The organism is Variovorax sp. Varisp46 (assembly GCF_059491885.1).
This window is the reverse complement of the sequence record NZ_CP168515.1, coordinates 2,220,253-2,244,226: the sequence shown is the minus strand read 5'-3', so window position 1 is coordinate 2,244,226 and position 23,974 is coordinate 2,220,253. Positions and strand designations below refer to the sequence as shown.

At 65.5% G+C, this 23,974-nt stretch carries 22 protein-coding genes; 18 read left to right on the top strand and 4 right to left on the bottom strand.

The features are described 5' to 3' along the window. Positions 1-6 precede the first annotated feature (6 nt). The 8 genes from ACEN9N_RS10575 to ACEN9N_RS10540 all read left to right on the top strand — a co-directional run bounded on the left by ACEN9N_RS10575 (position 7) and on the right by ACEN9N_RS10540 (position 10,704). Positions 7-1,209: a YbfB/YjiJ family MFS transporter gene (locus tag ACEN9N_RS10575; protein WP_007832268.1), complete on the top strand. Its 1,203-nt coding sequence runs from the start codon at positions 7-9 to the stop codon at positions 1,207-1,209. Between the two features lie 195 nt (positions 1,210-1,404). Then, positions 1,405-2,052 (top strand): ribosome maturation factor RimP, encoded by a 648-nt coding sequence (gene rimP / locus ACEN9N_RS10570; RefSeq protein WP_042673195.1) that lies wholly within the window; start codon positions 1,405-1,407, stop codon positions 2,050-2,052. A 16-nt stretch (positions 2,053-2,068) separates the two neighbouring features. After that, a complete protein-coding gene (gene nusA / locus ACEN9N_RS10565; RefSeq protein ID WP_056596656.1) occupies positions 2,069-3,562 on the top strand; it encodes a transcription termination factor NusA in 1,494 nt (497 codons plus the stop codon). A 24-nt stretch (positions 3,563-3,586) separates the two neighbouring features. Continuing rightward, the gene (gene infB, locus ACEN9N_RS10560; protein WP_413331717.1) at positions 3,587-6,574 is read left to right on the top strand and encodes a translation initiation factor IF-2; all 2,988 of its coding nucleotides are present in this window, start codon (positions 3,587-3,589) and stop codon (positions 6,572-6,574) included. Positions 6,575-6,595: 21 nt separating this feature from the next. Beyond that, positions 6,596-6,967 carry a 30S ribosome-binding factor RbfA gene (gene rbfA, locus ACEN9N_RS10555; RefSeq protein ID WP_007832256.1) on the top strand — a complete coding sequence of 124 codons (372 nt, stop codon included), beginning with the start codon at positions 6,596-6,598 and terminating at the stop codon, positions 6,965-6,967. A 2-nt stretch (positions 6,968-6,969) separates the two neighbouring features. After that, positions 6,970-7,926: a tRNA pseudouridine(55) synthase TruB gene (gene truB / locus ACEN9N_RS10550; protein WP_413311699.1), complete on the top strand. Its 957-nt coding sequence runs from the start codon at positions 6,970-6,972 to the stop codon at positions 7,924-7,926. Then, entirely contained in the window at positions 7,923-9,761 is a 1,839-nt protein-coding gene (gene typA, locus ACEN9N_RS10545; protein ID WP_007832252.1) for a translational GTPase TypA, read from the top strand. Before truB ends, typA begins: the two co-directional genes overlap by 4 nt. A gap of 25 nt (positions 9,762-9,786) precedes the next feature. Further along, positions 9,787-10,704 (top strand): DMT family transporter, encoded by a 918-nt coding sequence (locus ACEN9N_RS10540; RefSeq protein WP_413311702.1) that lies wholly within the window; start codon positions 9,787-9,789, stop codon positions 10,702-10,704. A 98-nt stretch (positions 10,705-10,802) separates the two neighbouring features. Here the strand turns inward: ACEN9N_RS10540 and ACEN9N_RS10535 are convergent, their stop codons facing one another. Both ACEN9N_RS10535 and smpB read right to left on the bottom strand, forming a co-directional pair. Beyond that, entirely contained in the window at positions 10,803-11,198 is a 396-nt protein-coding gene (locus ACEN9N_RS10535) for a COG4315 family predicted lipoprotein (RefSeq protein WP_007832248.1), read from the bottom strand. A gap of 178 nt (positions 11,199-11,376) precedes the next feature. Further along, positions 11,377-11,853, bottom strand: coding sequence for an SsrA-binding protein SmpB (smpB, locus tag ACEN9N_RS10530; RefSeq protein ID WP_007832247.1), 477 nt, complete (start codon positions 11,851-11,853; stop codon positions 11,377-11,379). A 63-nt stretch (positions 11,854-11,916) separates the two neighbouring features. On the opposite strand from smpB, the gene ACEN9N_RS10525 reads away from it, so the two are divergent. Continuing rightward, on the top strand, positions 11,917-12,363 hold the full coding sequence (locus ACEN9N_RS10525) for a type II toxin-antitoxin system RatA family toxin (RefSeq protein ID WP_007832245.1): 447 nt from the start codon (positions 11,917-11,919) through the stop codon (positions 12,361-12,363). After that, positions 12,363-12,701, top strand: coding sequence for an RnfH family protein (locus tag ACEN9N_RS10520; protein ID WP_007832243.1), 339 nt, complete (start codon positions 12,363-12,365; stop codon positions 12,699-12,701). The genes ACEN9N_RS10525 and ACEN9N_RS10520 overlap by 1 nt, the downstream gene beginning before the upstream one ends. A gap of 7 nt (positions 12,702-12,708) precedes the next feature. Here ACEN9N_RS10520 and ACEN9N_RS10515 read toward each other — a convergent pair whose 3' ends face one another. Next, entirely contained in the window at positions 12,709-13,233 is a 525-nt protein-coding gene (locus ACEN9N_RS10515) for a DUF4124 domain-containing protein (protein ID WP_495656034.1), read from the bottom strand. Positions 13,234-13,361: 128 nt separating this feature from the next. Between ACEN9N_RS10515 and guaB the strand changes: the two genes are divergently transcribed. The 4 genes from guaB to guaA all read left to right on the top strand — a co-directional run bounded on the left by guaB (position 13,362) and on the right by guaA (position 17,220). Next, positions 13,362-14,831: an IMP dehydrogenase gene (guaB, locus tag ACEN9N_RS10510; RefSeq protein WP_007832241.1), complete on the top strand. Its 1,470-nt coding sequence runs from the start codon at positions 13,362-13,364 to the stop codon at positions 14,829-14,831. A 77-nt stretch (positions 14,832-14,908) separates the two neighbouring features. Beyond that, positions 14,909-15,157: a type II toxin-antitoxin system Phd/YefM family antitoxin gene (locus ACEN9N_RS10505; protein ID WP_413311708.1), complete on the top strand. Its 249-nt coding sequence runs from the start codon at positions 14,909-14,911 to the stop codon at positions 15,155-15,157. 11 nt (positions 15,158-15,168) lie between these two features. Beyond that, positions 15,169-15,588 carry a type II toxin-antitoxin system VapC family toxin gene (locus ACEN9N_RS10500; RefSeq protein WP_413311999.1) on the top strand — a complete coding sequence of 140 codons (420 nt, stop codon included), beginning with the start codon at positions 15,169-15,171 and terminating at the stop codon, positions 15,586-15,588. Positions 15,589-15,600: 12 nt separating this feature from the next. Further along, positions 15,601-17,220 (top strand): glutamine-hydrolyzing GMP synthase, encoded by a 1,620-nt coding sequence (guaA, locus tag ACEN9N_RS10495; protein WP_007832237.1) that lies wholly within the window; start codon positions 15,601-15,603, stop codon positions 17,218-17,220. 115 nt (positions 17,221-17,335) lie between these two features. Here the strand turns inward: guaA and ACEN9N_RS10490 are convergent, their stop codons facing one another. Further along, positions 17,336-18,220 carry a LysR substrate-binding domain-containing protein gene (locus ACEN9N_RS10490; RefSeq protein ID WP_495656033.1) on the bottom strand — a complete coding sequence of 295 codons (885 nt, stop codon included), beginning with the start codon at positions 18,218-18,220 and terminating at the stop codon, positions 17,336-17,338. A gap of 134 nt (positions 18,221-18,354) precedes the next feature. Between ACEN9N_RS10490 and ACEN9N_RS10485 the strand changes: the two genes are divergently transcribed. Genes ACEN9N_RS10485 through ACEN9N_RS10470 form a run of 4 tightly spaced genes read left to right on the top strand, consistent with a single transcriptional unit; the run spans position 18,355 to position 23,953 of the window. Further along, positions 18,355-19,629 carry a ribulose-bisphosphate carboxylase large subunit family protein gene (locus ACEN9N_RS10485; protein WP_495656032.1) on the top strand — a complete coding sequence of 425 codons (1,275 nt, stop codon included), beginning with the start codon at positions 18,355-18,357 and terminating at the stop codon, positions 19,627-19,629. An 8-nt stretch (positions 19,630-19,637) separates the two neighbouring features. Beyond that, the gene (locus ACEN9N_RS10480; protein ID WP_495656031.1) at positions 19,638-21,038 is read left to right on the top strand and encodes a four-carbon acid sugar kinase family protein; all 1,401 of its coding nucleotides are present in this window, start codon (positions 19,638-19,640) and stop codon (positions 21,036-21,038) included. 18 nt (positions 21,039-21,056) lie between these two features. Then, complete coding sequence (locus tag ACEN9N_RS10475; protein WP_495656030.1) at positions 21,057-22,076, top strand: TRAP transporter substrate-binding protein; 1,020 nt, start codon at positions 21,057-21,059, stop codon at positions 22,074-22,076. A gap of 5 nt (positions 22,077-22,081) precedes the next feature. Continuing rightward, the gene (locus ACEN9N_RS10470) at positions 22,082-23,953 is read left to right on the top strand and encodes a TRAP transporter large permease (protein WP_413311720.1); all 1,872 of its coding nucleotides are present in this window, start codon (positions 22,082-22,084) and stop codon (positions 23,951-23,953) included. Positions 23,954-23,974 lie beyond the last annotated feature (21 nt).

Below are 23,974 nucleotides of genomic sequence, written 5' to 3'. Positions count from 1 at the left end.
CAGGAAATGTCGGAAATCGGACGCGACCGGCGCGGCGCCTGGCGCGCGGCGCTGGCCTGCATGGTCACCCTTGCGGTGGCGATGGGCCTGGGGCGCTTCGCCTTCACGCCCATGCTGCCCATCATGCTGCACGAGGGAAAACTGGAACTCGCGGCGGGCGGGGTGCTGGCGTCGCTCAACTACCTGGGTTATTTCCTCGGCGCGCTGAGCTGCGCGGCCATCGGCATCAAGGCTTCGAGCATGGTGCGCGGCGGATTGGCGGCCACGGCGGCCCTGCTGATCGGCATGGGGTTGCTGCACAGCTTTACCAGCTGGGGCGTGCTGCGTACGGCGGCGGGCGTGATGAGCGCCTGGGTTTTTGTCTTTGCCTCGGGCTGGGGGTTGCGCCGCCTGTCGGAAACGAACGCGCCAACGCTGGCCGGGGTGATCTACACCGGGCCGGGCATCGGCATCGCCATGACCGGCCTGCTCGGCGGGGTGCTGGGGCGCTGGGGTTCCGAGGCGGGGTGGATCGGCCTGGGCATTCTGGCAATCGTGCTGGTCGCGGTGATCTGGCGGGTTTTCGACGACGGCGAGCGGGCACCGGTCGGCGGCGGGGCTGCGCCGGCGCCTGCTGCCGCGGCCCGCGAAGCCGGATCGGCGGCCGACCGCAGCGACGCCATCTGGCTGGTCGCGCTCTATGGCCTGGCCGGTTTTGGCTACATCATCACTGCCACCTTCCTGCCGGTGATCGCCCGGCAGGCGCTGCCGGGGTCGCCCTGGCCCGATTTCTTCTGGCCGCTGTTCGGGCTGGCCATCATTCCGGGGGCGTTGATCGGAGCCCGCGCGCCAACGCATTGGGACAATCGGCTGCTGCTGGCTGGCGCCTACGCGCTGCAGGCGCTCGGTGTCGTTCTGTCGGTGGCGTGGCCGAGCATCGCCGGATTTGCGCTCGGCAGCCTGCTGCTGGGCATGCCGTTCACCGCCATCACGCTTTTCGCCATGCGGGATGCCCGTCGTCTGCGAGGCAATGCGGCGGCCGGGCTGATCGGCTATGCAACGGCTTCCTATGGGGTAGGGCAGATCATCGGGCCGCTGTTTGCGGCGCCGCTGGCCCAGCGAACCGGGTCTTTTCAGTTGCCGCTGCTCGTCGCGGCGGCGGCGCTGGCACTCGGTGCGGTCCTGTTTGCGTTGGTTTGGTCTAAATCGCGTCGCGCAATAGCCGATTGAGGGGCAAAGCCCCTTCATATATTGCACAAATAGCATATAATTCGAGGCTCACGACCAAACGGGCGGGTACCAACCGCCCGTTTTTTTTGGTCTATGCATTCTGGGCTGAGCATTCATGGCTGAGCTCATGGCGATTTGGCATCCGTGGCGGGCGGGTGGCATGAATCCAGTTACTCAAAAGGCGCATTCGAACACGTGGCATTGCAGCAAATAGTGGAACAAACCGTGGCCGGTCTCGGCTATGACCTGGTCGAGATCGAGCGCTCGGCCGGGGGATTGCTGCGCGTGACGATTGATTTGCCCTGGACGGCCCCCACCTCCGAAGCTGTGGCTGCCGGTGTGCCCGAGCCCTTCGTGACGGTTGAGGACTGCGAGAAGGTGACGCGCCAATTGCAATTCGCGCTCGAGGTCGATGGTGTCGATTACAAGCGGCTCGAGGTGTCCTCGCCGGGTATTGACCGTCCGCTGCGCAATGAGCAGGATTTCGAGCGTTTCGTGGGCGAGGTGATCGACATTACGCTCAAGGCGCCCATGGGCGCGGCAGCGGCGGGCCAGGTGTCGGCCAACCGCAAGAAGTTTCGCGGCACGCTGGAGCGGGTCGCAAAGGTAGAGGGTGCCGCTGGCGCCCAGGGCTGGCAAATCGTCTGGAGCGATGCGCCGGAGCCCAAGCCAGGTCAAAAAGTGAGCAAGAAGCGCGCGCCCGCAACGCTGCAGGCGCTGGGCTTCGTGCTGGACGAGCTGCGCGACGCGCGGCTCGCACCCATTGTGGATTTCAAGGGCCGCAAGGCCAAAACCCAACCGGGTTTTTCGGATATTGACGACGGAACGCAGGTTCCGGACTGACCAGAGGAGTGGTGGCATGAATCGCGAAATGTTGATGTTGGTGGATGCGATCTCGCGCGAGAAGAACGTCGAGCGTGACGTCGTCTTCGGCGCGGTCGAATCCGCGCTGGCGCAAGCCACCAAGAAGCTCCATCAGGGCGACGTGGACATCCGCGTCGCGGTCGATCGCGACAGCGGCGACTACGAGACCTTCCGCCGTTGGCATGTCGTGCCCGACGAGGCCGGCCTGCAGCTGCCCGACCAGGAAATCCTCCTGTTCGAAGCCAAGGAAGAAATGTCGGACATCGAAGTCGGCGAGTACATCGAAGAAGCGGTGGACTCGGTGCCGATCGGCCGCATCGGCGCCATGGCCGCCAAGCAGGTCATCCTGCAGAAGATTCGCGATGCCGAGCGCGAGATGCTGCTCAACGACTTCATGTCGCGCGGCGACAAGATCTTCGTGGGCACCGTCAAGCGCCTGGACAAGGGCGACATCATCGTCGAGGCAGGCCGCGTCGAAGGCCGCCTGCGCCGCAGCGAGATGATCGCCAAGGAAAACCTGCGCAATGGCGACCGCGTGCGCGCCATGATCATGGAAGTCGACCTGACGCTGCGCGGCGCGCCCATCATTCTTTCGCGCTCGGCCCCCGAGTTCATGATCGAGCTGTTCCGCCAGGAAGTGCCCGAGATCGAACAAGGCCTGCTCGAAATCAAGAGCTGTGCCCGCGACCCCGGTTCGCGCGCCAAGATCGCCGTGCTCTCGCACGACAAGCGCGTCGATCCGATCGGCACCTGCGTCGGCGTGCGCGGTACCCGCGTCAACGCCGTGACCAACGAGCTCGCCGGCGAGCGCGTGGACATCGTGTTGTGGAGCGAAGATCCGGCCCAGTTCGTGATCGGTGCGCTGGCCCCGGCCAACGTGTCGTCCATCGTGGTGGACGAAGAAAAGCACGCCATGGACGTGGTGGTCGACGAGGAAAACCTCGCGATCGCCATTGGCCGCGGCGGCCAGAACGTGCGCCTGGCTTCCGACCTCACCGGTTGGAAGATCAACATCATGGACGCCAACGAGTCGGCCCAGAAGCAGGCGAGCGAAACCGACGCCAGCCGTAAGCTCTTCATGGAAAAGCTCGACGTCGACGAAGAGATCGCCGACATCCTCATTTCCGAAGGCTTCAACAGCCTCGAAGAGGTGGCCTACGTGCCGATCTCAGAAATGCTGGAGATCGAGGCCTTCGACGAAGACACCATCAATGAGCTGCGCTCGCGTGCCAAGGATGCGCTGCTGACAATGGAAATCGCCAAGGAAGAGGGTGTCGAGCCCCAATCGGCAGTGTCGCAAGACCTGCACGATCTCGAAGGCCTGGACCCCGAGCTGATTCCCAAGCTGACCGAAGCGGGTGTGAACACCCGTGACGACCTTGCCGACCTCGCGGTCGATGAACTCACCGAGATCACCGGCCAGAGCGCCGATGACGCCAAAGCCCTCATCTTGAAAGCCCGCGAACACTGGTTCGCCGGCCAAGAGTGACGGTCATGGAGGCACGAAACCAATATGTCCAGTACCACTGTCGCCGAGTTCGCGAACGAGCTCAAGAAGACTCCCGAAACCTTGCTTGACCAGCTCAAGAGCGCAGGCGTGCCCAAAGCGGCCGCCACCGATGCACTCACCGAGGCCGACAAGCAGCGCCTGCTCGGCCATCTGAAGGCCAGCCACGGCACTGTCGAGCCCGAGCGCAAGAAGATCACGCTGACCAAGAAATCGACCAGCGAGATCAAGCAGGCCGACGCCACCGGCCGCGCCCGCACCATCCAGGTGGAGGTGCGGAAGAAGCGCACCTTCATCCAGCGCGAGGATGGCCATCCGGCCACGCCCGAACACGCGCAGCAGGCCGCCGAAGCCCCGGCAGCCGCACCGGCCGCACCCCGCGTAGACGAAGCCGAACTGGCCCGCCGCGAGGAAGAAGCGCGCCGCCAGGCCGAGCTGATCCGCCGCCAGGAAGAAGAGCTGGCGGAAAAGCGCCGCCTGCGTGAAGAAACCGAAGCACGTGAACGCGAACAGGCTGAAAAAGCCGAACGCGCCGAACAGGCCGAGCAGGAAGCCGCTCGTATCGCCGCCGAAAAGAAGGCTGCCGCCATCGCGGAGGCCGCGGCAGTGAACGCTGCCGCCAGGTCAGCCGCCGCGCCGGCCGTGGCGCCAGCGCCCGCAGCGACAGCGGCTGATGCTGCTGCCGCCGCCGCGGAGCAACAGGCTGCCGACACCAAGCTCGCCGCGCAGACCGCTGCGATGCAGGCCAAGGAAGACGCGAAGGCCAAGGCTGCGGCCGAATCGAAGGCCCGTGCCGACGAGGAAGCTGCGCGCGCCAAGGACCTCGACGAGCGGCGCCGCAAGGCCCTTGCCGAAGCCGAAGCCATCCGCGCCATGATGAACGCACCGGCCCGCGTGCTGGTGCCGCACAAGGCGCCCGAGAAGCCGCAGCCCGAGAAGGCCGCGGTCAAGGGCACGCTGCACAAGCCGGCTGCACCCGCAGCGCGCCCAGGCGCGCCTGCCGCGCCCGGCGCCGCAGCAGCACCCGGTGCCGCAGGTGCCGGCAAGGAAGTCAAGTCAGCGAAGCTCTCGTCGAGCTGGGCTGGCGATCCCGCCAAGAAGAAGGAAATCAAGACCCGCGGCGATGCCAGCGGCGGCGTCGGTCGCGGCAATTGGCGCGGAGGCCCGCGTGGGCGTCGCGGCAACGACCGTGGCGGTCATGACGAGCAGCACGCACCGGCCGCACCGGTCGAGGCACGCGTGCTCGAAGTGCACGTGCCCGAAACCATCACCGTGGCCGAGCTCGCGCACAAGATGGCCGTCAAGGCGCAGGAAGTCATCAAGCAGCTGATGAAGCTTGGCATGATGGCGACCATCAACCAGTCGCTCGATCAGGACACCGCGATGATCATCGTGGAGGACATGGGTCACAACGCCGTGGTTGCCGCGCTGGACGACCCGGAAGCCTTCACCGACGAGGACGTGTCGGCGCAAACAGCCGAAGCCCTGCCGCGCGCACCGGTCGTGACCGTCATGGGCCACGTCGACCACGGCAAGACCTCGCTGCTCGACTACATCCGCCGCGCCAAGGTCGCCGCGGGCGAAGCCGGCGGCATCACGCAGCACATCGGCGCGTACCACGTGCAAACCGAACGCGGCATGGTGTCCTTCCTCGACACCCCGGGTCACGAGGCCTTCACGGCCATGCGTGCCCGCGGTGCGCAGGCCACCGACATCGTGATCCTGGTGGTGGCGGCCGACGACGGCGTCATGCCCCAGACCAAGGAAGCCATCAAGCACGCGAAGGCGGCAGGTGTGCCGATCGTGGTTGCGATCAACAAGATCGACAAGCCCGATGCCAGCCCGGACCGTGTGAAGCAGGAACTGGTGGCCGAAGAGGTCGTGCCCGAAGAGTACGGCGGCGACGTGCCGTTTGTGCCGGTGTCCGCCAAGACGGGCCAGGGCATCGACGACCTGCTCGAGCAGGTGCTGCTGCAGGCCGAAGTGCTGGAACTCAAGGCGCCGGTGGATGCCGCCGCCAAGGGCCTGGTCATCGAAGCCCAGCTCGACAAGGGCCGCGGCCCGGTCGCCACCGTGCTGGTGCAGTCCGGCACGCTCAAGACCGGCGACGTGGTGCTGGCCGGCTCGACTTACGGCCGCGTTCGCGCCATGCTGGACGAAGACGGCAAGTCGACCAAGGCCGCGGGCCCCTCGATCCCGGTCGAGATCCAGGGCCTGACCGAAGTGCCGCAGGCGGGCGACGAGTTCATGGTGATGAGCGACGAGCGCCGTGCGCGCGAAATCGCCACCTACCGTGCCGGCAAGTTCCGCAACACCAAGCTGGCGAAGGCGCAAGCCGCGAACCTGCAGAACATGTTCACCGACCTGTCGGCCGGCGAAGTGCAGACGCTGCGCATCATCATCAAGGCCGACGTGCAGGGCTCGCAGGAAGCGCTGGCGCAATCGCTGCTCAAGCTGGCGACGGACGAGGTCAAGGTGCAGGTGGTGTACGCGGGCGTGGGTGGTATCAGCGAAAGCGACATCAACCTCGCCATCGCCTCCAAGGCGGTCGTGATCGGCTTCAACGTGCGTGCCGATGCCGGTGCGCGCAAGCTGGCCGAAGGCAACGGCGTGCAGCTGAACTACTACAGCATCATTTACGACGCCGTGGACGAGATCAAGGTCGCGATGTCGGGCATGCTGGCGCCGGAGCGCCGCGAGGAAATCATCGGCTCGGCCGAGATCCGCACGGTGTTCGTGGCCTCGAAGATCGGTACGGTCGCGGGTTCGTACATCACCTCGGGCTCGGTCAACCGCAGTGCGCACTTCCGCCTGCTGCGCGACAACGTGGTGATCTACACCGGCGAAGTCGACTCGATCAAGCGCATGAAGGACGATGTCCGCGAAGTCCGCGAAGGTTTTGAGTGCGGTATCAAGCTCAAGAACTACAACGACATCAAGGAAGGCGATCAGCTCGAGTTCTTCGAAATCAAGGAAATCGCCCGGACGCTGTAAGCGTTCGAAGCGAGAGAGTCCATGCCGAAAAGAAAAGCCGCCGCCCCCAACCGCGCGTTCAAGGTTGCCGACCAGATCCAGCGCGATCTGACGGAGCTGATCGCGCGCGAGTTGAAGGACCCGCGCGTGGGCATGGTCACGATCCAGGCGGTCGAGGTCACGCCGGACTATGCGCATGCGAAGGTCTTCTTCAGCCTGCTCACGGGCGACGTGGACGAGACCACCGAAGCGTTGAACCAGGCCGCGGGATTCCTGCGCAACGGCCTGTTCAAGCGCCTGCATATCCACACCGTGCCCACGCTGCACTTCCTGTTCGACCGCACCACCGAGCGTGCAGCCGACATGAACGCGCTCATCGCGCAGGCCGTCGCTTCGCGTTCGAAAGACGACTAGCCATGAACGCGCCACGCACACGGGTGCAGCGGCGCCCTGTGCATGGGGTGTTGTTGCTCGACAAGCCGCTGGGACTCTCCAGCAACCAGGCCTTGCAGAAGGCCAAGTGGTTGCTGCGCGCCGAAAAGGCGGGCCATACCGGCACGCTCGATCCGCTCGCCACGGGAGTCCTGCCGCTGTGCTTTGGCGCGGCCACCAAATTCAGCCAACTTCACCTTGACGCCGACAAGACCTACGCGGCCACGGCCCGTCTGGGCGTCAAGACCGCGACCGGCGATGCCGAAGGCGACGTGATCGCCGAGCGGCCCGTGCACGTCACGCCGGAAGACCTGGCGCGCGTGGAAGCGCAGTTCACAGGCCCGATCCGCCAGGTGCCCCCGATGCACAGCGCACTCAAGAAAGACGGCAAGGCGCTGTACGAGTACGCCCGCGAAGGCATCGAAGTCGAGCGCGCGCCGCGCGACGTGGTGATACACAAGCTCGAACTCGCCGCCATCGATGACAACACGATCCGCATTCTTGCCGCCGTCAGCAAGGGCACCTACATCCGCACCCTCGGCGAAGACATCGGCGAGGCGCTGGGCTGCGGTGCGCACCTGACCTCGTTGCGCCGCACCGCCACTGGCGGCTTCGTCGAAGCCCAGTGCATCACGCTCGAGGCGCTCGAAGCCTTGGACGAAGAAGGGCGACTGGCACGGCTCCTGCCTGCCGAAGCTCTGGTGGACGGCCACAGCCGCGTCACGCTCGGCGCGGAAGATTCGGCACGTTTTCTCTCGGGCCTGCGCCGCCGCGGCAGTTGGGCCGATGCGAGCGAGGTGGCCGTGTTCGGCACCGAGCCACCTGCCTTCCTCGGCACGGCCCACGTCACGGCCGGCGAACTGATACCGGGGCGCTTGCTGAACCCCATCGAAATCCAGCAAATTCTTTTGAACGCACAACAGATCGAAGCGACACCATGAGTACCAACCAAATCCGCAATATCGCCATCATTGCCCACGTGGACCATGGCAAGACCACGATGGTCGACCAACTGCTGCGCCAGTCCGGCACCTTCGCCGAGCACGAGAAAGTGGTCGACACGGTGATGGACAACAATGCCATCGAAAAGGAACGTGGCATCACGATCCTGGCCAAGAACTGCGCCGTGACCTGGGAAGGCACGCACATCAACATCGTCGACACCCCGGGCCACGCGGACTTCGGCGGTGAAGTGGAGCGCGCGCTGTCGATGGTCGACGGCGTGGTGCTGCTGATCGATGCACAGGAAGGCCCGATGCCGCAGACGCGCTTCGTGACCAAGAAGGCGCTGGCCCTGGGCCTGAAGCCTATCCTCGTGGTGAACAAGGTCGACAAGCCCGGCGCGAACCCCGACAAGGTGGTCAATGCCGCCTTCGACCTGTTCGACAAGCTCGGCGCAACCGACGAGCAGCTGGACTTCCCCGTGGTGTACGCCTCGGGCATCAACGGCTGGTCGTCGCTGGAAGAAGGCGCACAGGGCGAGCAGTGGGGCCCTGACATGTCGGCCCTGTTCAACACCATCCTGAAGCACGTGCCGTCGCAAAAGGGCGACCCCGCCGCGCCGCTGCAACTGCAGATTTCCGCGCTCGACTTCTCGACCTTCGTCGGCCGCATCGGCGTGGGCCGCATCAGCCAGGGCACGCTGAAGCCGATGACGGACGTGATCGTGATGGAAGGTCCGGATGGCAAGGCCGTGAAGGGCCGCGTCAACCAGGTGCTGACGTTCCAGGGCCTGGACCGCGTGCAGGCGACCGAAGCCGGCCCCGGCGAGATCGTGCTGATCAACGGCATCGCAGACATCGGCATCGGCGTCACCGTGACCGACGCCGCCAACCCGGCGCCACTGCCGATGCTCAAGGTCGACGAGCCGACCCTGACCATGAATTTCTGCGTCAACACCAGCCCGCTGGCCGGCCGCGAAGGCAAGTATGTCACCAGCCGCCAGATCTGGGACCGCCTGCAGAAAGAACTGCAGCACAACGTGGCGCTGCGCGTGAACGAGACCGACGAGGAGGGCGTCTTCGAAGTCATGGGCCGCGGCGAACTGCACCTGACCATCCTGCTGGAAAACATGCGTCGCGAAGGCTATGAAATGGCCGTGTCGAAGCCGCGCGTGGTGTTCCGCAACGTCAACGGCGAAAAGCACGAGCCCATCGAGCTGGTCACAGCCGACATCGAAGAGCAGCACCAGGGCGGCGTGATGCAGGCACTGGGCGAGCGCAAGGGCGAACTCGTCAACATGGAACCGGACGGCCGCGGCCGCGTGCGCCTCGAGTACCGCATTCCGGCGCGTGGCCTGATCGGTTTCACGAACGAGTTCCTGAACCTGACGCGCGGTTCGGGCCTCATCAGCAACATCTTCGACAGCTACGAGCCGCACAAGGGCGAGATCGGCAGCCGCAAGAACGGCGTGCTGATCTCCATGGACGACGGTGAAATCTTCACCTACGCCCTGGGCAAGCTCGACGATCGCGGCCGCATGTTCGTGAAGGCGAACGACCCGGTGTACGAAGGCATGATCGTCGGCATCCACAGCCGCGACAACGACCTGGTGGTAAATGCCACGCGCACCAAGCAGCTGACGAACTTCCGCGTCTCGGGCAAGGAAGACGCGATCAAGATCACGCCTCCGATCGAACTCACGCTCGAATACGGCGTGGAATTCATCGAGGACGACGAGCTGGTCGAAATCACGCCCAAGAGCGTGCGCCTGCGCAAGCGCTACCTGAAGGAACACGAGCGCAAGCGCGCAGGCCGCGACACGTCGCAGGGCTGATCGCTTTCGGATTGCAGCCCCCTTCATGCGCCTGACGCACGGCAGCGCCGTCTGGCTGATGGCCGTCGTGACCCTGATGTGGGGCACGGCGGGCGTCGTTACGCGGCACCTCGCACAGGCGCACAGTTTCGAGATCACCTTCTGGCGCAGCTTCTTCACGATGCTGGCGCTGCTGGTGATCTTGCCGCTTTGGCGGGGGCGTGCGGTGTTCTCGCAGCTGCGTCATGCCGGGCGCGAGCTCTGGATCTCCGGCGTGTGCTGGGCCGTGATGTTCACGGCCTTCATGGTCGCGCTCACGCTGGCTTCGACGGCCAGCGTGCTCGTCACGATGTCGCTCGGGCCGCTGTTCACTGCGTTGGCGGCGCGCTTTTTCATCGGGCATCGGCTGCCCGCGCGCACCTGGCTGGCCATCGTGGTCGCGGGGGCCGGCATCGGCTGGATGTACGGCACGCAACTGCTGCAGGGCGGCGGCGGTTCACTGGCCGGTACGCTCGTTGCGCTGTGCGTGCCTTTGGCCGGCGCGACCAACTGGACCGTGGTTCAACACGCGCAAGCCAAGGGTCGCAGGATCGACCTGGTACCTGCCGTGCTGATTGGTGCGGTGCTCTCGGCGCTGTTCACGTTGCCCTTCGCCTGGCCCTTCAGGGCCAATGCGCATGATCTCGGGCTGCTGGTTTTCCTGGGCGTGTTCCAGCTCGCCATTCCCTGTGTGCTCTCGGTGCTGTGCGCCCAGGTGCTGAAGGCGCCTGAGGTCGCGTTGCTGGCCTTGCTGGAGGTGATCTTCGGCATCGCGCTGGCCTGGATCGGCGCGGGAGAACGGCCTGCAGCGAGCGTGCTGACCGGCGGGGTGTTGGTCATCGGCGCGCTGGTGTTCAACGAACTGCTGGCATTGCGTGGGCGGCGCAGCACGATCGCCGACACCGCGGTGCCGGGTGCCCACTGAGGAGGCGGTTCTGCCGCGTGCGGTGCGGATCTCCGTACCGCGAAACCAGAAAAAAACGCCGGCAGATGCCGGCGTTTTTGCGTCAGATCCGCAGGGGATCAGGGACGGGCAACCTTCCAGGCGCCGTTCAGGACACCATCGCCGGTCTTGTCGCCGGGCTTGGCATCCTTCGCCCAGTAGTACAGCGGCCAGCCCTTGTAGGCCCACTGGCGCTTGCCGTCTTCGCGAATGATGATGGTGTAGCCGCCGATGGGCTTGGCGGCGTCGGCCACGCCGAGCGGGGGCCAGTTGGTGGCGCACTGGGCGTTGCAGGCGGAGGTGCCGGAGCCCGCGGTGTCCTTGGCGAAGGTGTACAGCGTCATCCCGTTCGGTCCGACCAGCACGCCGTCAGCGGTGCGGGTGGGCGTGTCGGGCGCGCTGGCGGTCTTGTTGGACATGCCGCCGCAGCCGGCGAGCAGGGCCGCCGCGAGGATCGAGGCGCTGAGCAATTTCATGCAGTTTCTCCTTCAGTTGAAAAATCGCGACAACAAGCTTGGTGACAGGCCAGGCGAGATGATTGCGCGAGCCGGCAGTTTATGCGGTCGGCACGACAAATTGCGGTAGGCCGGGGTCGCGAGTTCGAGCAAAAGGGTCGTGCGGCAACCTGCCGTGGATGGCGCCTGCAGAAAAGACTCAGCGGCTGCGGTTCTTCATCGCGCGCTCGACCTCGCGCTTGCCTTCGCGGTCCTTGATGGTGTCGCGCTTGTCGTGCTCGGCCTTGCCCTTGGCGAGCGCGATCTCGCACTTCACCTTGCCGGCTTTCCAGTGCAGGTTGAGCGGCACCAGCGTGTAGCCCTTTTGCTCGACCTTGCCTATCAGGCGACGGATTTCGTCCTTCTTCAGAAGCAGCTTCTTGGTGCGGACCGAATCGGGATTGACGTGGGTGGACGCGCTCTTGAGCGGGTTGATCTGGCAGCCGACGACGAACAGTTCGCCGTTGCGGATCACCACGTAGCCGTCGGTGAGCTGCACCTTGCCTTCGCGCAGCGATTTGACTTCCCAGCCTTCGAGGACCATGCCGGCCTCGAAGCGCTCTTCGAAGAAATAGTTGTACGCGGCCTTCTTGTTGTCGGCGATGCGGGAGGAGGTGTCTTGTTTCTTTGTGGCCATGACTCGGGAATGTGGGGGCTGCATGGCTTCAATACAATCCGTCGCGCACGCTGTGCCGATTCTATGAAAACAGTCAACAAGTCCGTCCTCATCTGGTACAGCGCCGAAGAGATGTATGCGCTCGTCACCGATGTGGCGAGGTATCCGCAGTTTCTTCCGTGGTGCGACAAGGCCCGCATTCTCGAGCAGGACGAGGCCGGCATGACGGCCGAAGTCGGTCTGGCATTCGCCGGTTTGCACCAGAGCTTCACGACCCGCAACACGCACGTGCCGGGGCGCGAGGTACAGCTGAAGCTGGTCGACGGGCCATTCTCCAACCTCGATGGCAAATGGAAGTTCGTGCCCGTGGGCGAGCAAGGCGAGCGCGCCTGCCGCGTCGAGCTGCACATGAGCTACGGCTTCAGTAACTTCGCCCTGCAGGCACTGGTGGGGCCGGTGTTCGACACCATCGCCTCCAGCCTGGTCGAGGCGTTCGTCAAGCGCGCCGAGCAGGTCTACGGCTCGTCCTGATGATCATCGAGGTCACGCTCAGCTGCTCGCCGGCAGCGCGCGAGGTGTTCGAGCAGGTCCTGCGGCTCGCACCCGACACGACGCTGGCCGATGCGGTCAGGGCCAGCGACCTTTCCCTGCGCTTTCCGGATCTGGATTGGCGGCACGCCATGACCCCGGGCATCTGGGGCAAGGTGGTCGAGTGGGAGCAGGCCCTGAAGGACGGCGACCGCATCGAGCTGTGCCGTCCCCTCAAGGTGGACCCCAAGGTGGCGCGCCGGGAGCGGTTCCAGCGCCAGGGTGCTCGGGGCACAGGCCTGTTTGCGAATCGCCGCAAGGGCGGCAAGGCCGGCTACTGAGCGCCAGTTACTTGCAGTCGCTGTTGATGACCGTCTGAAGGCGCTTCTGCTCGGCGGCGCGCGCAGCGTCGTCCATGATCTCGCGCTCGCCCTGCGCATTGACCTTGGCAATGCGGATGCCGCTGTCGACCGTGGCCTTGCCCTGGCGCGCGAGCGCGCAGTTGTCGGCCTTGGCCTTCGCAACCTTGGCTTCTTCCGCAGCCCGCTTGGCTTTTTCCTCGGCCTCGGCCTTCTTGGTCTTTTCCTCGAGTTCCTTGTCGACGCCGGTGGGCTTCGGCGTGCCCGCCGTCTTGGCAGGTGCACCAGCCTCCGCATTCGCGCCTTCGACGGGCGATGCATCGACGTTGGGATTCGCGCGCGGCACCGGCGGCGGACCCACGCGGCGCAGGATGTTCTTCTCCGGCACATCGGGCGGTGGCGCCTGATCGCTGAAGACCTTCTTGCCGTTCTTGTCGACCCATTGCCATTGCGCGCTCGCCGACAGCGGCAGCGCAACGACACATCCCAGTACAAGCCAGTGCACGAATTTCATCCCTGAAGTTTAGCCGGGCCTTACTTTTTGCAACATGCGGGGTGGGTGGTTTTGCAACGCTTCGAAAAAGCCCGGCCCGGCAAACAGGTCGGGGGCCTCGTTACAATCCATCTTTTGGAGCTTCACCCATGCGCCTTCTCGGCAAAGCGCTCACCTTCGACGACGTGTTGTTGGTGCCAGCGTTCTCCCAGGTCCTGCCCAAGGACACCTCTCTCGCCACCAAATTCTCCCGCAACATCACGCTGAACCTGCCGCTCGTCTCGGCGGCCATGGACACCGTGACTGAAGCCCGCCTCGCGATCGCCATCGCGCAGGAGGGCGGTATCGGGATCGTGCACAAGAACCTCACCGCGCAACAGCAGGCCGCCGAAGTGGCCCGCGTGAAGCGCTACGAGTCGGGCGTGCTGCGCGACCCCGTGGTGATCACGCCGACGCACTCGGTGCGCCAGGTGATGGCGCTGTCCGACCAGCTCGGCATCTCGGGCTTCCCGGTGGTCGACGCCGGCAAGGTGGTCGGCATCGTCACGGGACGCGACCTGCGCTTCGAGAACCGCTACGACGTGCCCGTCAGCGAAATCATGACGCAGCGCGACCGGCTCATCACCGTGCCCGACGGCACCACGCTGGCCGAGGCCAAGGCGCTGCTGAACAAGCACAAGCTCGAACGCCTGCTGGTCATCAACGGCGACTGGGAGCTCAAGGGCCTGATCACCGTCAAGGACATCACCAAGCAGACCAGCTTCCCCAACGCCGCACGCGACGCCAACGGTCGCCTGCGCGTGGGCGCGGCGGTCGGTGTGGGTGACGGCACCGAAGAGCGCGTCGAAGCTCTCGTGAAGGCCGGCGTCGACGCCATCGTGGTCGACACCGCGCATGGCCACAGCGCCGGCGTGATCGAGCGCGTGCGATGGGTCAAGAAGAACTATCCGCAGGTCGACGTCATCGGCGGCAACATCGCCACCGGCGATGCCGCGCGCGCACTGGCCGACGCTGGCGCCGACGCGGTCAAGGTCGGCATCGGCCCTGGCTCCATCTGCACCACCCGCATCGTGGCCGGCGTGGGCGTGCCGCAGATCATGGCGGTCGACAGCGTCGCCACCGCACTGCAAGGCACGGGCATTCCGCTGATCTCCGATGGCGGCGTGCGCTACTCGGGCGACATCGCCAAGGCCATCGCGGCCGGCGCCAGCACCGTGATGATGGGCAGCATGTTCGCCGGTACCGAAGAGGCGCCGGGCGAAATCGTGCTGTACCAGGGCCGCAGTTACAAGAGCTACCGCGGCATGGGCTCCATCGGTGCGATGCAGCAGGGCAGTGCCGATCGGTACTTCCAGGAGTCGACCACCGGCAACCCGAACACCGACAAGCTCGTGCCCGAGGGCATCGAAGGCCGCGTGCCCTATAAGGGCTCGATCGTCTCCATCGTCTACCAGATGGCCGGCGGCGTGCGTGCCAGCATGGGCTATTGCGGCTGCGCCACCATCGCGGACATGCAGAACAAGGCCGAATTCGTCGAGATCACCACGGCCGGCATTCGCGAGAGCCACGTCCACGACGTGCAGATCACGAAGGAAGCGCCGAACTACCGCGCTGAATAAGCTCATTCTGGCCAGACCTTGAAAATCGGGCCAGGCTGAGTTTAGAATTTGGGCCAGATTCAGATTTTCTGGCCCAAATGCAATCCATCGGCATCGCTGAAGCCAAGAACAACTTCTCGGCCCTGATCGACCTGGTCGAAAAGGGCGAGGAGGTTCGCATCACCCGCCACGGCAAGGAAGTCGTGCGCATGCTGCCGGTGCGCCGCAAGCCGGTCATTACCGACGAGCAGATCGAGCGCGAACTCGGGCAGATCGATGCGCTGCACGCCGCCATCCAGCCGGGTCTGCCACTGCGCGTATTGCTCGACGAAGGGCGCCAATCGTGACAGCCTTCGTCATGGACGCCTCGGTGACCTCCGCCTGGCTGCTGCCCGACATGGCCAGCGAACACACCCGCAAGCTCTACGCCGCCATCCGCCGCGACGAGGTCGAGCCGCAGGCACCGAATGCCTGGCAATGGGAGTGCGCCAACATCCTCGCCAACGGCGTGCGCAGCGGCCGCATTCCGACGTCGGCAGTCGAAGGGCTGTGGAGCGTGCTCGACGCCATCCGTCACCGCGTCGAACTGCACGAACTCGCGCCCGCACAGCACAAGGCCGTGCTCGCCGTGGCCATCGACGTTGGCGTGTCGCTCTACGACGCCGGCTACCTCTGGCTCGCCAAGTCGCTCAATCTCCCGCTCGCCACCTTCGACGAGCAACTCATCCAGGCAGCGCCCCAGGCGGGCGTGAAGCTGTTCGACATTTCAACGCTCTGAGTCCCAACGCCCATGCAACACGACAAGATCCTCATCCTCGACTTCGGCTCGCAAGTCACGCAACTGATTGCACGCCGCGTGCGCGAAGCCCATGTGCTCAGCGAGGTGCATCCCTGCGACGTCACCGACGAATGGGTGCGCGAATACGCGGCCGACGGCCATCTCAAGGGCGTGATCCTGTCGGGCAGCCATGCCAGCGTGTACGAAGAAACCACCGACAAGTGCCCGCAAGCCGTATTCGACCTCGGCGTGCCCGTGTTCGGCATCTGCTACGGCATGCAGACCATGGCGCATCAGCTCGGCGGCAAGGTCGAAGGCGGCCACAAGCGCGAGTTCGGCTTTGCGGCCGTGCGCGCCCATGGCCACACCGCGCTGCTGAAAGACATCTCGGACTTCACCACGCCCGAAGGCCACGGCATGCTCAACGTGTGGATGAGCCATGGCGACAAGGTCACCGAACTGCCTCCGGGCTTCAAGCTCATGGCCAGCACCGACAGCTGCCCCATCGCCGGCATGGCCGACGAGGCGCGCCGCTACTACGCGCTGCAGTTCCACCCCGAAGTGACGCACACGGTGCAGGGCAAGGCGATCATCGAGCGCTTCGTGCTCGGCATCTGCGAAGCCAAGCCCGACTGGGTCATGCGTGATCACATCGCTGAAGCGGTCGAGAAGATCCGCGAGCAGGTGGGCGATGAAGAAGTCATCCTTGGCCTCTCAGGCGGCGTCGATTCGAGCGTGGCCGCTGCGCTGATCCACCGCGCCATCGGCGACCAGCTCACCTGCGTGTTCGTCGACCACGGCCTTCTGCGCCTGAACGAGGGCGACATGGTCATGGAGATGTTCGAAGGCAAGCTGCATGCGAAGGTGATTCGCGTGGATGCCAGCGACCTGTTCCTCGGCAAGCTCGCCGGCGTGAGCGACCCCGAAGCCAAGCGCAAGATCATCGGCGGCGAGTTCGTCACCGTGTTCAAGCAGGAAGCCGCCAAGCTCAAGGCCGGCGATGGCGGCCACAAGGGCGCGACCTTCCTCGCGCAGGGCACCATCTACCCCGACGTCATCGAGTCGGGCGGCGCCAAGAGCAAGAAGGCCGTCACCATCAAGAGCCATCACAACGTGGGCGGCCTGCCCGAGCAGTTGGGCCTGAAGCTGCTCGAACCGCTGCGCGACCTGTTCAAGGACGAAGTGCGCGAACTCGGCGTGGCGCTCGGCCTGCCGCCCGAGATGGTGTATCGCCATCCGTTCCCCGGCCCGGGCTTGGGCGTGCGCATCCTCGGTGAAGTGAAGAAGGAATACGCCGACCTGCTGCGCCGCGCCGACGCGATCTTCATCGAAGAGCTGCGAAACTTCACCGACGCCGAAACGGGCAAGACCTGGTACGACCTCACGAGCCAGGCTTTTACCGTGTTCCTGCCAGTGAAGAGCGTGGGCGTGATGGGCGACGGTCGCACCTATGACTACGTGGTGGCGCTTCGCGCCGTGCAGACCAGTGACTTCATGACCGCCGACTGGGCAGAGCTGCCCTACGCGCTGCTCAAGAAGGTGTCGGGGCGGATCATCAACGAGGTGCGTGGCATCAACCGCGTGACGTACGACGTGTCGAGCAAGCCGCCGGCGACGATCGAGTGGGAGTGAAATCAGGTCCCTTCGGGGACTATCGCTTGCGCGCTTGCGTTATCGAAACACTGGCTCTTAGAAGCGTCGACATGCTTACCGCGATCGACACCAATGCGTAGTGAAGTACGCCGAGTCAAGGCTCTGTCGCCCGCAGTTCGTCGTGCAGCCAGTCGACCAGCTTGACCGCATCCGGCCGGCGACTGAGGTGAGGCGCAATCCAGATCGAAAGCCGGTTGGGGCCGCGCACGAAGCCTAGCGGCGCAACGAGCGTGCCGCTGGTCAGGTCATCACGCACAAGCATCCGCGGCACGTTGGCGAGTCCCAGTCCGCAGCGCGCTCCTTGGATCAGCAGATAGAAGTGGTCGAACGACTCATCGACGCGCAACTCCATGTCAGCCTGAGTAGTGCAACGAGCCCAGTCGTCCCAGGCGCTCGGCCTTGTGCGCGAAGCCATGAGCCGGGCGCGTGCCAAATCGCTCATCGACTCGATGCGCGTCTTGCGGAGGTACTCCGGTGAACACACCGGTCCCACCCACTCGGGCGCCACGTCGGCTCGCGCGGCATCCTTGGGCGCCTCGATCGACGACAGGCGGATTGCCACGCTGACGTTGTCGCGCGTAAAGTCGACCGGGCCGTGGCTCATGTTGAAGCGAAGCTCGATCTCCGGATGGGCGTCCTTGAAGCGGTTCAGTCGAGGCAGGAGCCAATACATCATGATCGACTCCGAACACGCCAAGGTCAGCGGCCCCGGCGTCAGTTGTTCCACGCTCGACTGAATCAGGCTGAAGGCCGTGGAAAGCCCATCAGCCAGTCGCTGACCTTCCAACGTCGGCACGGCGCCTTGCGCGTTGCGTTTCAGCAGGGCTAGCCCCACCGAGTCCTCCAGCATGCGGATGTGTCGGCTCACGGCGCCGTGCGTGACCGACAGCTCCGCGGCCGCCGCGCTGAAGCTGCGCAGGCGCGCCGTCGCTTCGAAGGCACGCAAGGCATTCAGCGACAAGCGAAGTGGCGAGTTCATGTGTGCTCTCCCGGCTTAGGGTCAACCCGTGCGTATTGTGAGATTTCATCACAGCATTTAGAAATTATATCGTTTGCTTCACTCGGATGGGACGCATATTCTTTGATCCATCAAAGACATAAGCTCACAGCCACATGAACCACATCGGCCCGCGTCAAGAGTTCACCGCCCGCTATTTCGTCGAAAGCTCGGTCGCCTCCGAAAAGATCGCGCAGGTGATCGCCGGTGAACAGTCCAGCGGCACCTTCCTCTCGCTGCCCGGCGAGACCGATGAACTGAAAGAGCGCTCCCGCGCGCGGATCGTCGGCATCAAGCCGCTCACCCCCGGGCTTCAGCCGACGCTTCCGAGCGCCTATGTCGATCGGCATCCGCACGGCGGCGTCTTCCACCGCGCGGAGATTGAGATCGCGTTCCCCGTAGCCAACGTCGGTGCCAATCTGTCGAGCCTGCTGGCCACCATCGCGGGCAACCTGTACGAGCTCGGTGAAGTCACCGGCCTGCGCCTGCTCGACCTCGATCTCGCCCCTGACTACGCCGCGCAGTTCGCCGGCCCCGCCTTCGGCATCCCCGGCACCCGGCGTCTCGCCGGAGTCCACGGCCGGCCGTTGATCGGCACCATCATCAAGCCGAGCATCGGCCTCACGCCCGCACAGACAGCCGAACTGGTCGACAGCCTCTGTGCAGCCGGCATCGACTTCATCAAGGACGACGAACTGATCGCCGACCCGCCGTACGCGCCGTTCGACGGGCGCCTGCGGGCCGTCATGCCGGTGTTGCAGCGCCATGCCGATCGCCTCGGTCGCATGCCGATGTACGCGATCAACATCTCAGGTTCGGTCGACGAGATGCTGCGCCGCCACGACGCTGTGCTCACCGCAGGCGGCAGCTGCGTGATGGTGAGCATCAACTGGGTCGGATTCAGCGCCGTCGAACACCTCCGCCGCCACTCGCAGTTGCCAATCCATGGCCATCGCAACGGCTGGGGCGCGTTCACGCGCCATGGCGGGCTCGGCTTCTCGTTCCAGGCCTACCAGAAGCTCTGGCGCCTGGCGGGCGTGGATCAGCTGCACGTCAACGGCATTCGCAGCAAGTTCTGGGAGCCGGACGACTCGGTGATCGCCTCCGCGAAGGCCTGCCTGACGCCCTGGGCCGGTCTGCAGCCGCTGCTGCCGGTGTTTTCATCCGGCCAGTGGGCCGGCCTCGCACCCGACCTGTACGGCGCGCTGGGTGCGGTCGACCTGATGCACCTCGCGGGCGGCGGAATCATCGGCCACCCCGACGGCATCGCCGCCGGCATGGCCAGCATGCGTGAAGGCTGGGAGGCGGCCGTGGCCGGCGTCAGCCTGGACCGCTACGCCGAATCGCACCCCGCGCTGCAACGCGCGCTGGTTCATTTCGGCAATCTGTAGAGGCTCGCATGAAGCTCGCCTTCTATGGTGACGATTTCACCGGGTCCACCGATGCGCTCGAGGTAATGGCCTTTGCCGGTCTGAACTGCGCGCTGTTCCTTGACGTGCCCGACGAGCAGACGCTGCTCGAGTTCGGACCGTTCGACGCGATCGGCGTGGCGGGCGCGAGCCGCGCGATGTCGCCGGCCGAGATGGACGCGCAGCTCGCACCCGTGCTCGCAGCGATGTCCTGCCTGCCTGTGCCGCTGGTGCACTACAAGGTCTGCTCGACCTTCGACAGCTCGCCGGCCATTGGCAGCATCGGGCGGGTAATGGACCTGTCGCGCACGGCCTTCGGTGACATCGCGATTCCCATCGTGGCCGCCACCCCGGCGCTCGGCCGCTACTGCGCCTTCGGCAATCTGTTTGCGCGCTCCGGCACCGACGGCCGTGTGCATCGCATCGATCGCCACCCGATCATGAGCGTGCATCCCGTGACGCCGATGCACGAGGCGGACCTGGCGCGCCACCTCGGAGCGCAGACCGCGATGCCCGTCACCGGCTTCACGCTGCCGCAGCTCGCACTCGACCGCGCTGCGATGGCGGGCGAGCTGCAGCGCGTGGTCGACGCCACGTCGGGCGGCGCGGTGCTGCTGGACGGCACCACGACCGAGCACCTGACCGAGACCGGCCGGCTGCTCGCTGGTCTGGCTCAGGGCCGCCAGACGCCCTTGTTCTGCATCGGCGGTTCGGGTCTCGAGTACGCGCTGACGCAGTGGTGGCGCGAGACCGGCGCCCTGCCGGCCATCCCGACCACGCATGACCGCTTCGACGGCGTCCCCCAGGTACTGGCGGTCTCAGGCAGCGCTTCGCCGCTGAGCGCGTTGCAGATCGACGCGGCCGTTGACGCGGGCTTCGTCGAGTTGCCGGTGGACGCCGCCGCGTTGGTCGCCGCGAACGACCCCGCGGCGGAACTCGCCCGCCTCGTCGAACAAGCCTTGCTGGCGCTGCGCGCCGGCCACAGCGTGATGCTGCACAGCGCGCGCGGCCCGAAGGACCCGCGCATCGAAGCGATGCTGTCCGCGCTCGCAGAGCAAGGCATGAGCCGAGAGCAGTCCCGCCATGAAGGCGGCCGCCTGCTAGGGCACCGCTTCGGCGACCTCGTCGATGCGCTGCTGCGCGCGCATCCCCTGAAGCGCCTGCTGCTGTCGGGCGGCGATACCTCCAGCCATGTCACGCAGCGACTGGCACCGCAGGCGCTGCGTGTCGTCGCTCGCCTGGCACCAGGTGCACCGCTGTGCCGCGCCATCTCGCGCGAGCCGCATCTGGCACAGCTCGAAATTGCGCTCAAGGGCGGCCAGATGGGCCAGCCCGACTACTTCGTCAAGGCGCTGCGTGGTACGGCCGACGCTCGCCCCTCACTTCCATAAACAACAGGAGACTCAACCATGACTTCGATTGACCGCCGCCGCGCCCTCGTGACCGGTGCCGCACTGATCAGTGCACCGGCATTGGTGCTGCCGCGCTTCGCTCGCGCAGCCGAATTTACCTACAAGTTCGGGACTAACCTGCCGGCGACGCATCCACTCAACGTGCGTGCGATGGAGGCCGCCGAGCGCATCCTGAAAGACACGGGGGGCCAGGTCCAGATCAACGTCTTCCCGAACAACCAACTCGGCAACGACGCCGACATGCTCTCGCAGCTGCGCGCCGGCGGGCTCGAGTTCTTCACCGTCTCCGGCGTGAACGTGCTGTCGCAGCTCGTGCCCGTCTCCTCGATGTGGGGCCTGGGATTCGCTTGGGCGAACGACGAGGCCGTCCACAAGGCGCTGGACGGCGATCTCGGCAAGTTCCTGCGCGCGCAGTTTCCCAAGGTCGGCCTGATGGCGATGGACACCGTGTGGAGCTCCGGCTTCCGGCAGATCACCAACAGCGTGCGGCCGATCAACACGCCCGACGACCTCAAGGGCCTGAAGATTCGCGTGCCGGTGAGCCCTCTGTGGACCTCGCTGTTCAAGCACCTCGGCGCCGCACCCGCTTCCATCAACTTCGCGGAGACCTATTCGTCTCTGCAGACGAAGGTGGTCGATGGTCAGGAGAACCCTTTGGCGATCATCTCGATCGCGAAGCTCTACGAGGTGCAAAAGTACTGCTCCATGACCAACCATATGTGGGATGGCTATTGGTGCATGACGAACCAAAAGGTCTGGGACCGCATCCCCGAGAAGGCGCGGCCCATCATTGCCAAGCACCTGAACCAGGCCGCGCTCGACATGCGCGCCGATGGCGCGAAGCTCGACGCCTCGCTACGGCCCGAGCTGGCGTCCAAGGGGCTGACCTTCAACGACCCGAAGGTCGGGCCTTTTCGGGAGCGGCTTATTGCATCGGGCTTCTACACCGAGTGGAAGAAGAAGTATGGCGATGAGGCCTGGGCTTTGCTCGAGAAGCACACCGGCAAGCTGGGCTGACCGACATGCACGCCGCCCCAATGTCCGAAGACGACCTGCAGCGCGGCGTCGTCGCAGCCTGGGCGCAGCGCGCCCATCAAGGGCTGGGCCGCCTGCTCGGCCTGCCCGTTGCGCTGCTGGTGGCCGCCGAAATCGCCGTGCTTCTGGCCGGCGTGGTCGCGCGCTACGTGTTCCACCACCCGTTGATCTGGTCAGACGAGGTCGCCTCGATCCTCTTCCTGTGGCTGGCGATGCTGGGCTCTGCGGTCGCCTTCCAGCGCGGCGAGCACATGCGCATGACGGCCGTGGTGGGCAAGCTCGCGCCCGAAATGCGCGCCTTCCTCGACGTGCTCGCCACCGCCGCGGCGCTGGCGTTCCTGCTCCTCGTGCTGCCGCATGCGTATGAGTACGCGGTGGAGGAGGCGATGATGCGCACGCCGGCGCTGGACCTGCAGAACTCCTGGCGCGTGGCCGCGATGGCCACCGGCTTCGGGGCGATGGCACTGCTGGCCATTTTGCGGCTGGCCGCTGTGGGCCGGCCCCGCCAGGTGGCGGCAGCCGTCGGGCTGGTCGTCGCCATCATGGTCTTGATGACGCTGCTTCAGCCGGTGTGGCGACAACTCGGCAACGCCAATCTGGTGGTCTTCTTCGTGATCGTCGTCGCTGGGGCGGTGTTCGCCGGCGTGCCGATTGCCTTCGCCTTTGGCCTTGCAACGCTTGGCTATGTGATGTTGACGACGAACACGCCCGTTCTGATCGTCGTCGGTCGCATGGATGAAGGCGTCAGCCACCTGATCCTGCTGTCGGTGCCGCTGTTCGTCTTTCTCGGCCAGCTGATCGAGATGACCGGGATGGCGCGTGCGATGGTGGCCTTCCTCGCCAGCCTGCTGGGTCACGTGCGCGGGGGTCTGCACTACGTGTTGCTCGGCGCGATGTACCTTGTCTCCGGCATCTCGGGTTCGAAGGCGGCCGACATGGCGGCCGTGGCACCGGTGCTGTTCCCCGAGATGAAGAAGCGCGGCGCCAAGGAAGGCGACCTGGTCGCGCTGCTGTCGGCCACCGGGGCGCAGACCGAGACCATTCCGCCGTCCATTGTGCTGATCACGATCGGCTCGGTCACCGGCGTGTCGATCGCCGCGTTGTTCACCGGCGGCCTGCTGCCAGGCCTTGTGCTGGCCGTAACGCTGATGGCGGTGGTGTGGGCCCGTTATCGGCGTGAAGACCTGAGCGGCGTGCAGCGCGCCAGCCGGCGTGAAATCGGTCGGGCGTTTCTGATTGCGCTCCCGGCCATCGCGCTGCCGTTCATCATCCGCGCCGCTGTGGTGGAAGGTGTCGCGACTGCCACAGAGGTCTCGACCATCGGCATCGCCTACGGCGTGCTCGCCGGCCTGCTGATCTACCGGCAGTTCGACTGGAAGCGGGTCTATCCGATGCTCGTGGACACCGCCAGCCTGTCGGGCTCGATCCTGCTGATCATTGGTGCGGCCACCGCGATGGCCTGGGGACTGACGCAATCGGGCTTCTCGAACACGCTGAGCCAGGCGATGCGCGCGCTTCCCGGCGGTGCCGCTGGCTTCATGGCGGTGTCGATCGTCGCCTTCATCGTGCTGGGCAGCGTGCTCGAGGGCATCCCCGCCATCGTGCTGTTCGGCCCGCTGCTGTTTCCGATCGCCCGGGCGGTGGGCATCCACGAGGTGCACTACTCGATGGTGGTCATCCTCGCGATGGGCCTCGGCCTGTTCGCGCCGCCCTTCGGTGTGGGCTACTACGCCGCCTGCGCGATCGGCCGCGTCAACCCCGATGCCGGCATCCGGCCGATCGGCGCCTACATGCTGGCCTTGTTCGTCGGCCTCGTGATCGTCGCGGCGGTGCCGTGGATCTCGATCGGCTTCCTTTGAACCCTTCTTATCGGTACCCGA

What these genes read in the sequence shown, in the direction of transcription:
- ACEN9N_RS10575 (WP_007832268.1), top strand. Translation starts at nt 7, where the DNA reads ATGTCGGAAATCGGACGCGACCGGCGCGGCGCCTGGCGCGCGGCGCTG.
- nusA (WP_056596656.1), top strand. Translation starts at nt 2,069, where the DNA reads ATGAATCGCGAAATGTTGATGTTGGTGGATGCGATCTCGCGCGAGAAG.
- infB (WP_413331717.1), top strand. Translation starts at nt 3,587, where the DNA reads ATGTCCAGTACCACTGTCGCCGAGTTCGCGAACGAGCTCAAGAAGACT.
- rbfA (WP_007832256.1), top strand. Translation starts at nt 6,596, where the DNA reads ATGCCGAAAAGAAAAGCCGCCGCCCCCAACCGCGCGTTCAAGGTTGCC.
- truB (WP_413311699.1), top strand. Translation starts at nt 6,970, where the DNA reads ATGAACGCGCCACGCACACGGGTGCAGCGGCGCCCTGTGCATGGGGTG.
- typA (WP_007832252.1), top strand. Translation starts at nt 7,923, where the DNA reads ATGAGTACCAACCAAATCCGCAATATCGCCATCATTGCCCACGTGGAC.
- ACEN9N_RS10540 (WP_413311702.1), top strand. Translation starts at nt 9,787, where the DNA reads ATGCGCCTGACGCACGGCAGCGCCGTCTGGCTGATGGCCGTCGTGACC.
- ACEN9N_RS10535 (WP_007832248.1), bottom strand. Translation starts at nt 11,198, where the DNA reads ATGAAATTGCTCAGCGCCTCGATCCTCGCGGCGGCCCTGCTCGCCGGC.
- smpB (WP_007832247.1), bottom strand. Translation starts at nt 11,853, where the DNA reads ATGGCCACAAAGAAACAAGACACCTCCTCCCGCATCGCCGACAACAAG.
- ACEN9N_RS10525 (WP_007832245.1), top strand. Translation starts at nt 11,917, where the DNA reads ATGAAAACAGTCAACAAGTCCGTCCTCATCTGGTACAGCGCCGAAGAG.
- ACEN9N_RS10520 (WP_007832243.1), top strand. Translation starts at nt 12,363, where the DNA reads ATGATCATCGAGGTCACGCTCAGCTGCTCGCCGGCAGCGCGCGAGGTG.
- ACEN9N_RS10515 (WP_495656034.1), bottom strand. Translation starts at nt 13,233, where the DNA reads ATGAAATTCGTGCACTGGCTTGTACTGGGATGTGTCGTTGCGCTGCCG.
- guaB (WP_007832241.1), top strand. Translation starts at nt 13,362, where the DNA reads ATGCGCCTTCTCGGCAAAGCGCTCACCTTCGACGACGTGTTGTTGGTG.
- ACEN9N_RS10505 (WP_413311708.1), top strand. Translation starts at nt 14,909, where the DNA reads ATGCAATCCATCGGCATCGCTGAAGCCAAGAACAACTTCTCGGCCCTG.
- ACEN9N_RS10500 (WP_413311999.1), top strand. Translation starts at nt 15,169, where the DNA reads ATGGACGCCTCGGTGACCTCCGCCTGGCTGCTGCCCGACATGGCCAGC.
- guaA (WP_007832237.1), top strand. Translation starts at nt 15,601, where the DNA reads ATGCAACACGACAAGATCCTCATCCTCGACTTCGGCTCGCAAGTCACG.
- ACEN9N_RS10490 (WP_495656033.1), bottom strand. Translation starts at nt 18,220, where the DNA reads ATGAACTCGCCACTTCGCTTGTCGCTGAATGCCTTGCGTGCCTTCGAA.
- ACEN9N_RS10485 (WP_495656032.1), top strand. Translation starts at nt 18,355, where the DNA reads ATGAACCACATCGGCCCGCGTCAAGAGTTCACCGCCCGCTATTTCGTC.
- ACEN9N_RS10480 (WP_495656031.1), top strand. Translation starts at nt 19,638, where the DNA reads ATGAAGCTCGCCTTCTATGGTGACGATTTCACCGGGTCCACCGATGCG.
- ACEN9N_RS10475 (WP_495656030.1), top strand. Translation starts at nt 21,057, where the DNA reads ATGACTTCGATTGACCGCCGCCGCGCCCTCGTGACCGGTGCCGCACTG.
- ACEN9N_RS10470 (WP_413311720.1), top strand. Translation starts at nt 22,082, where the DNA reads ATGCACGCCGCCCCAATGTCCGAAGACGACCTGCAGCGCGGCGTCGTC.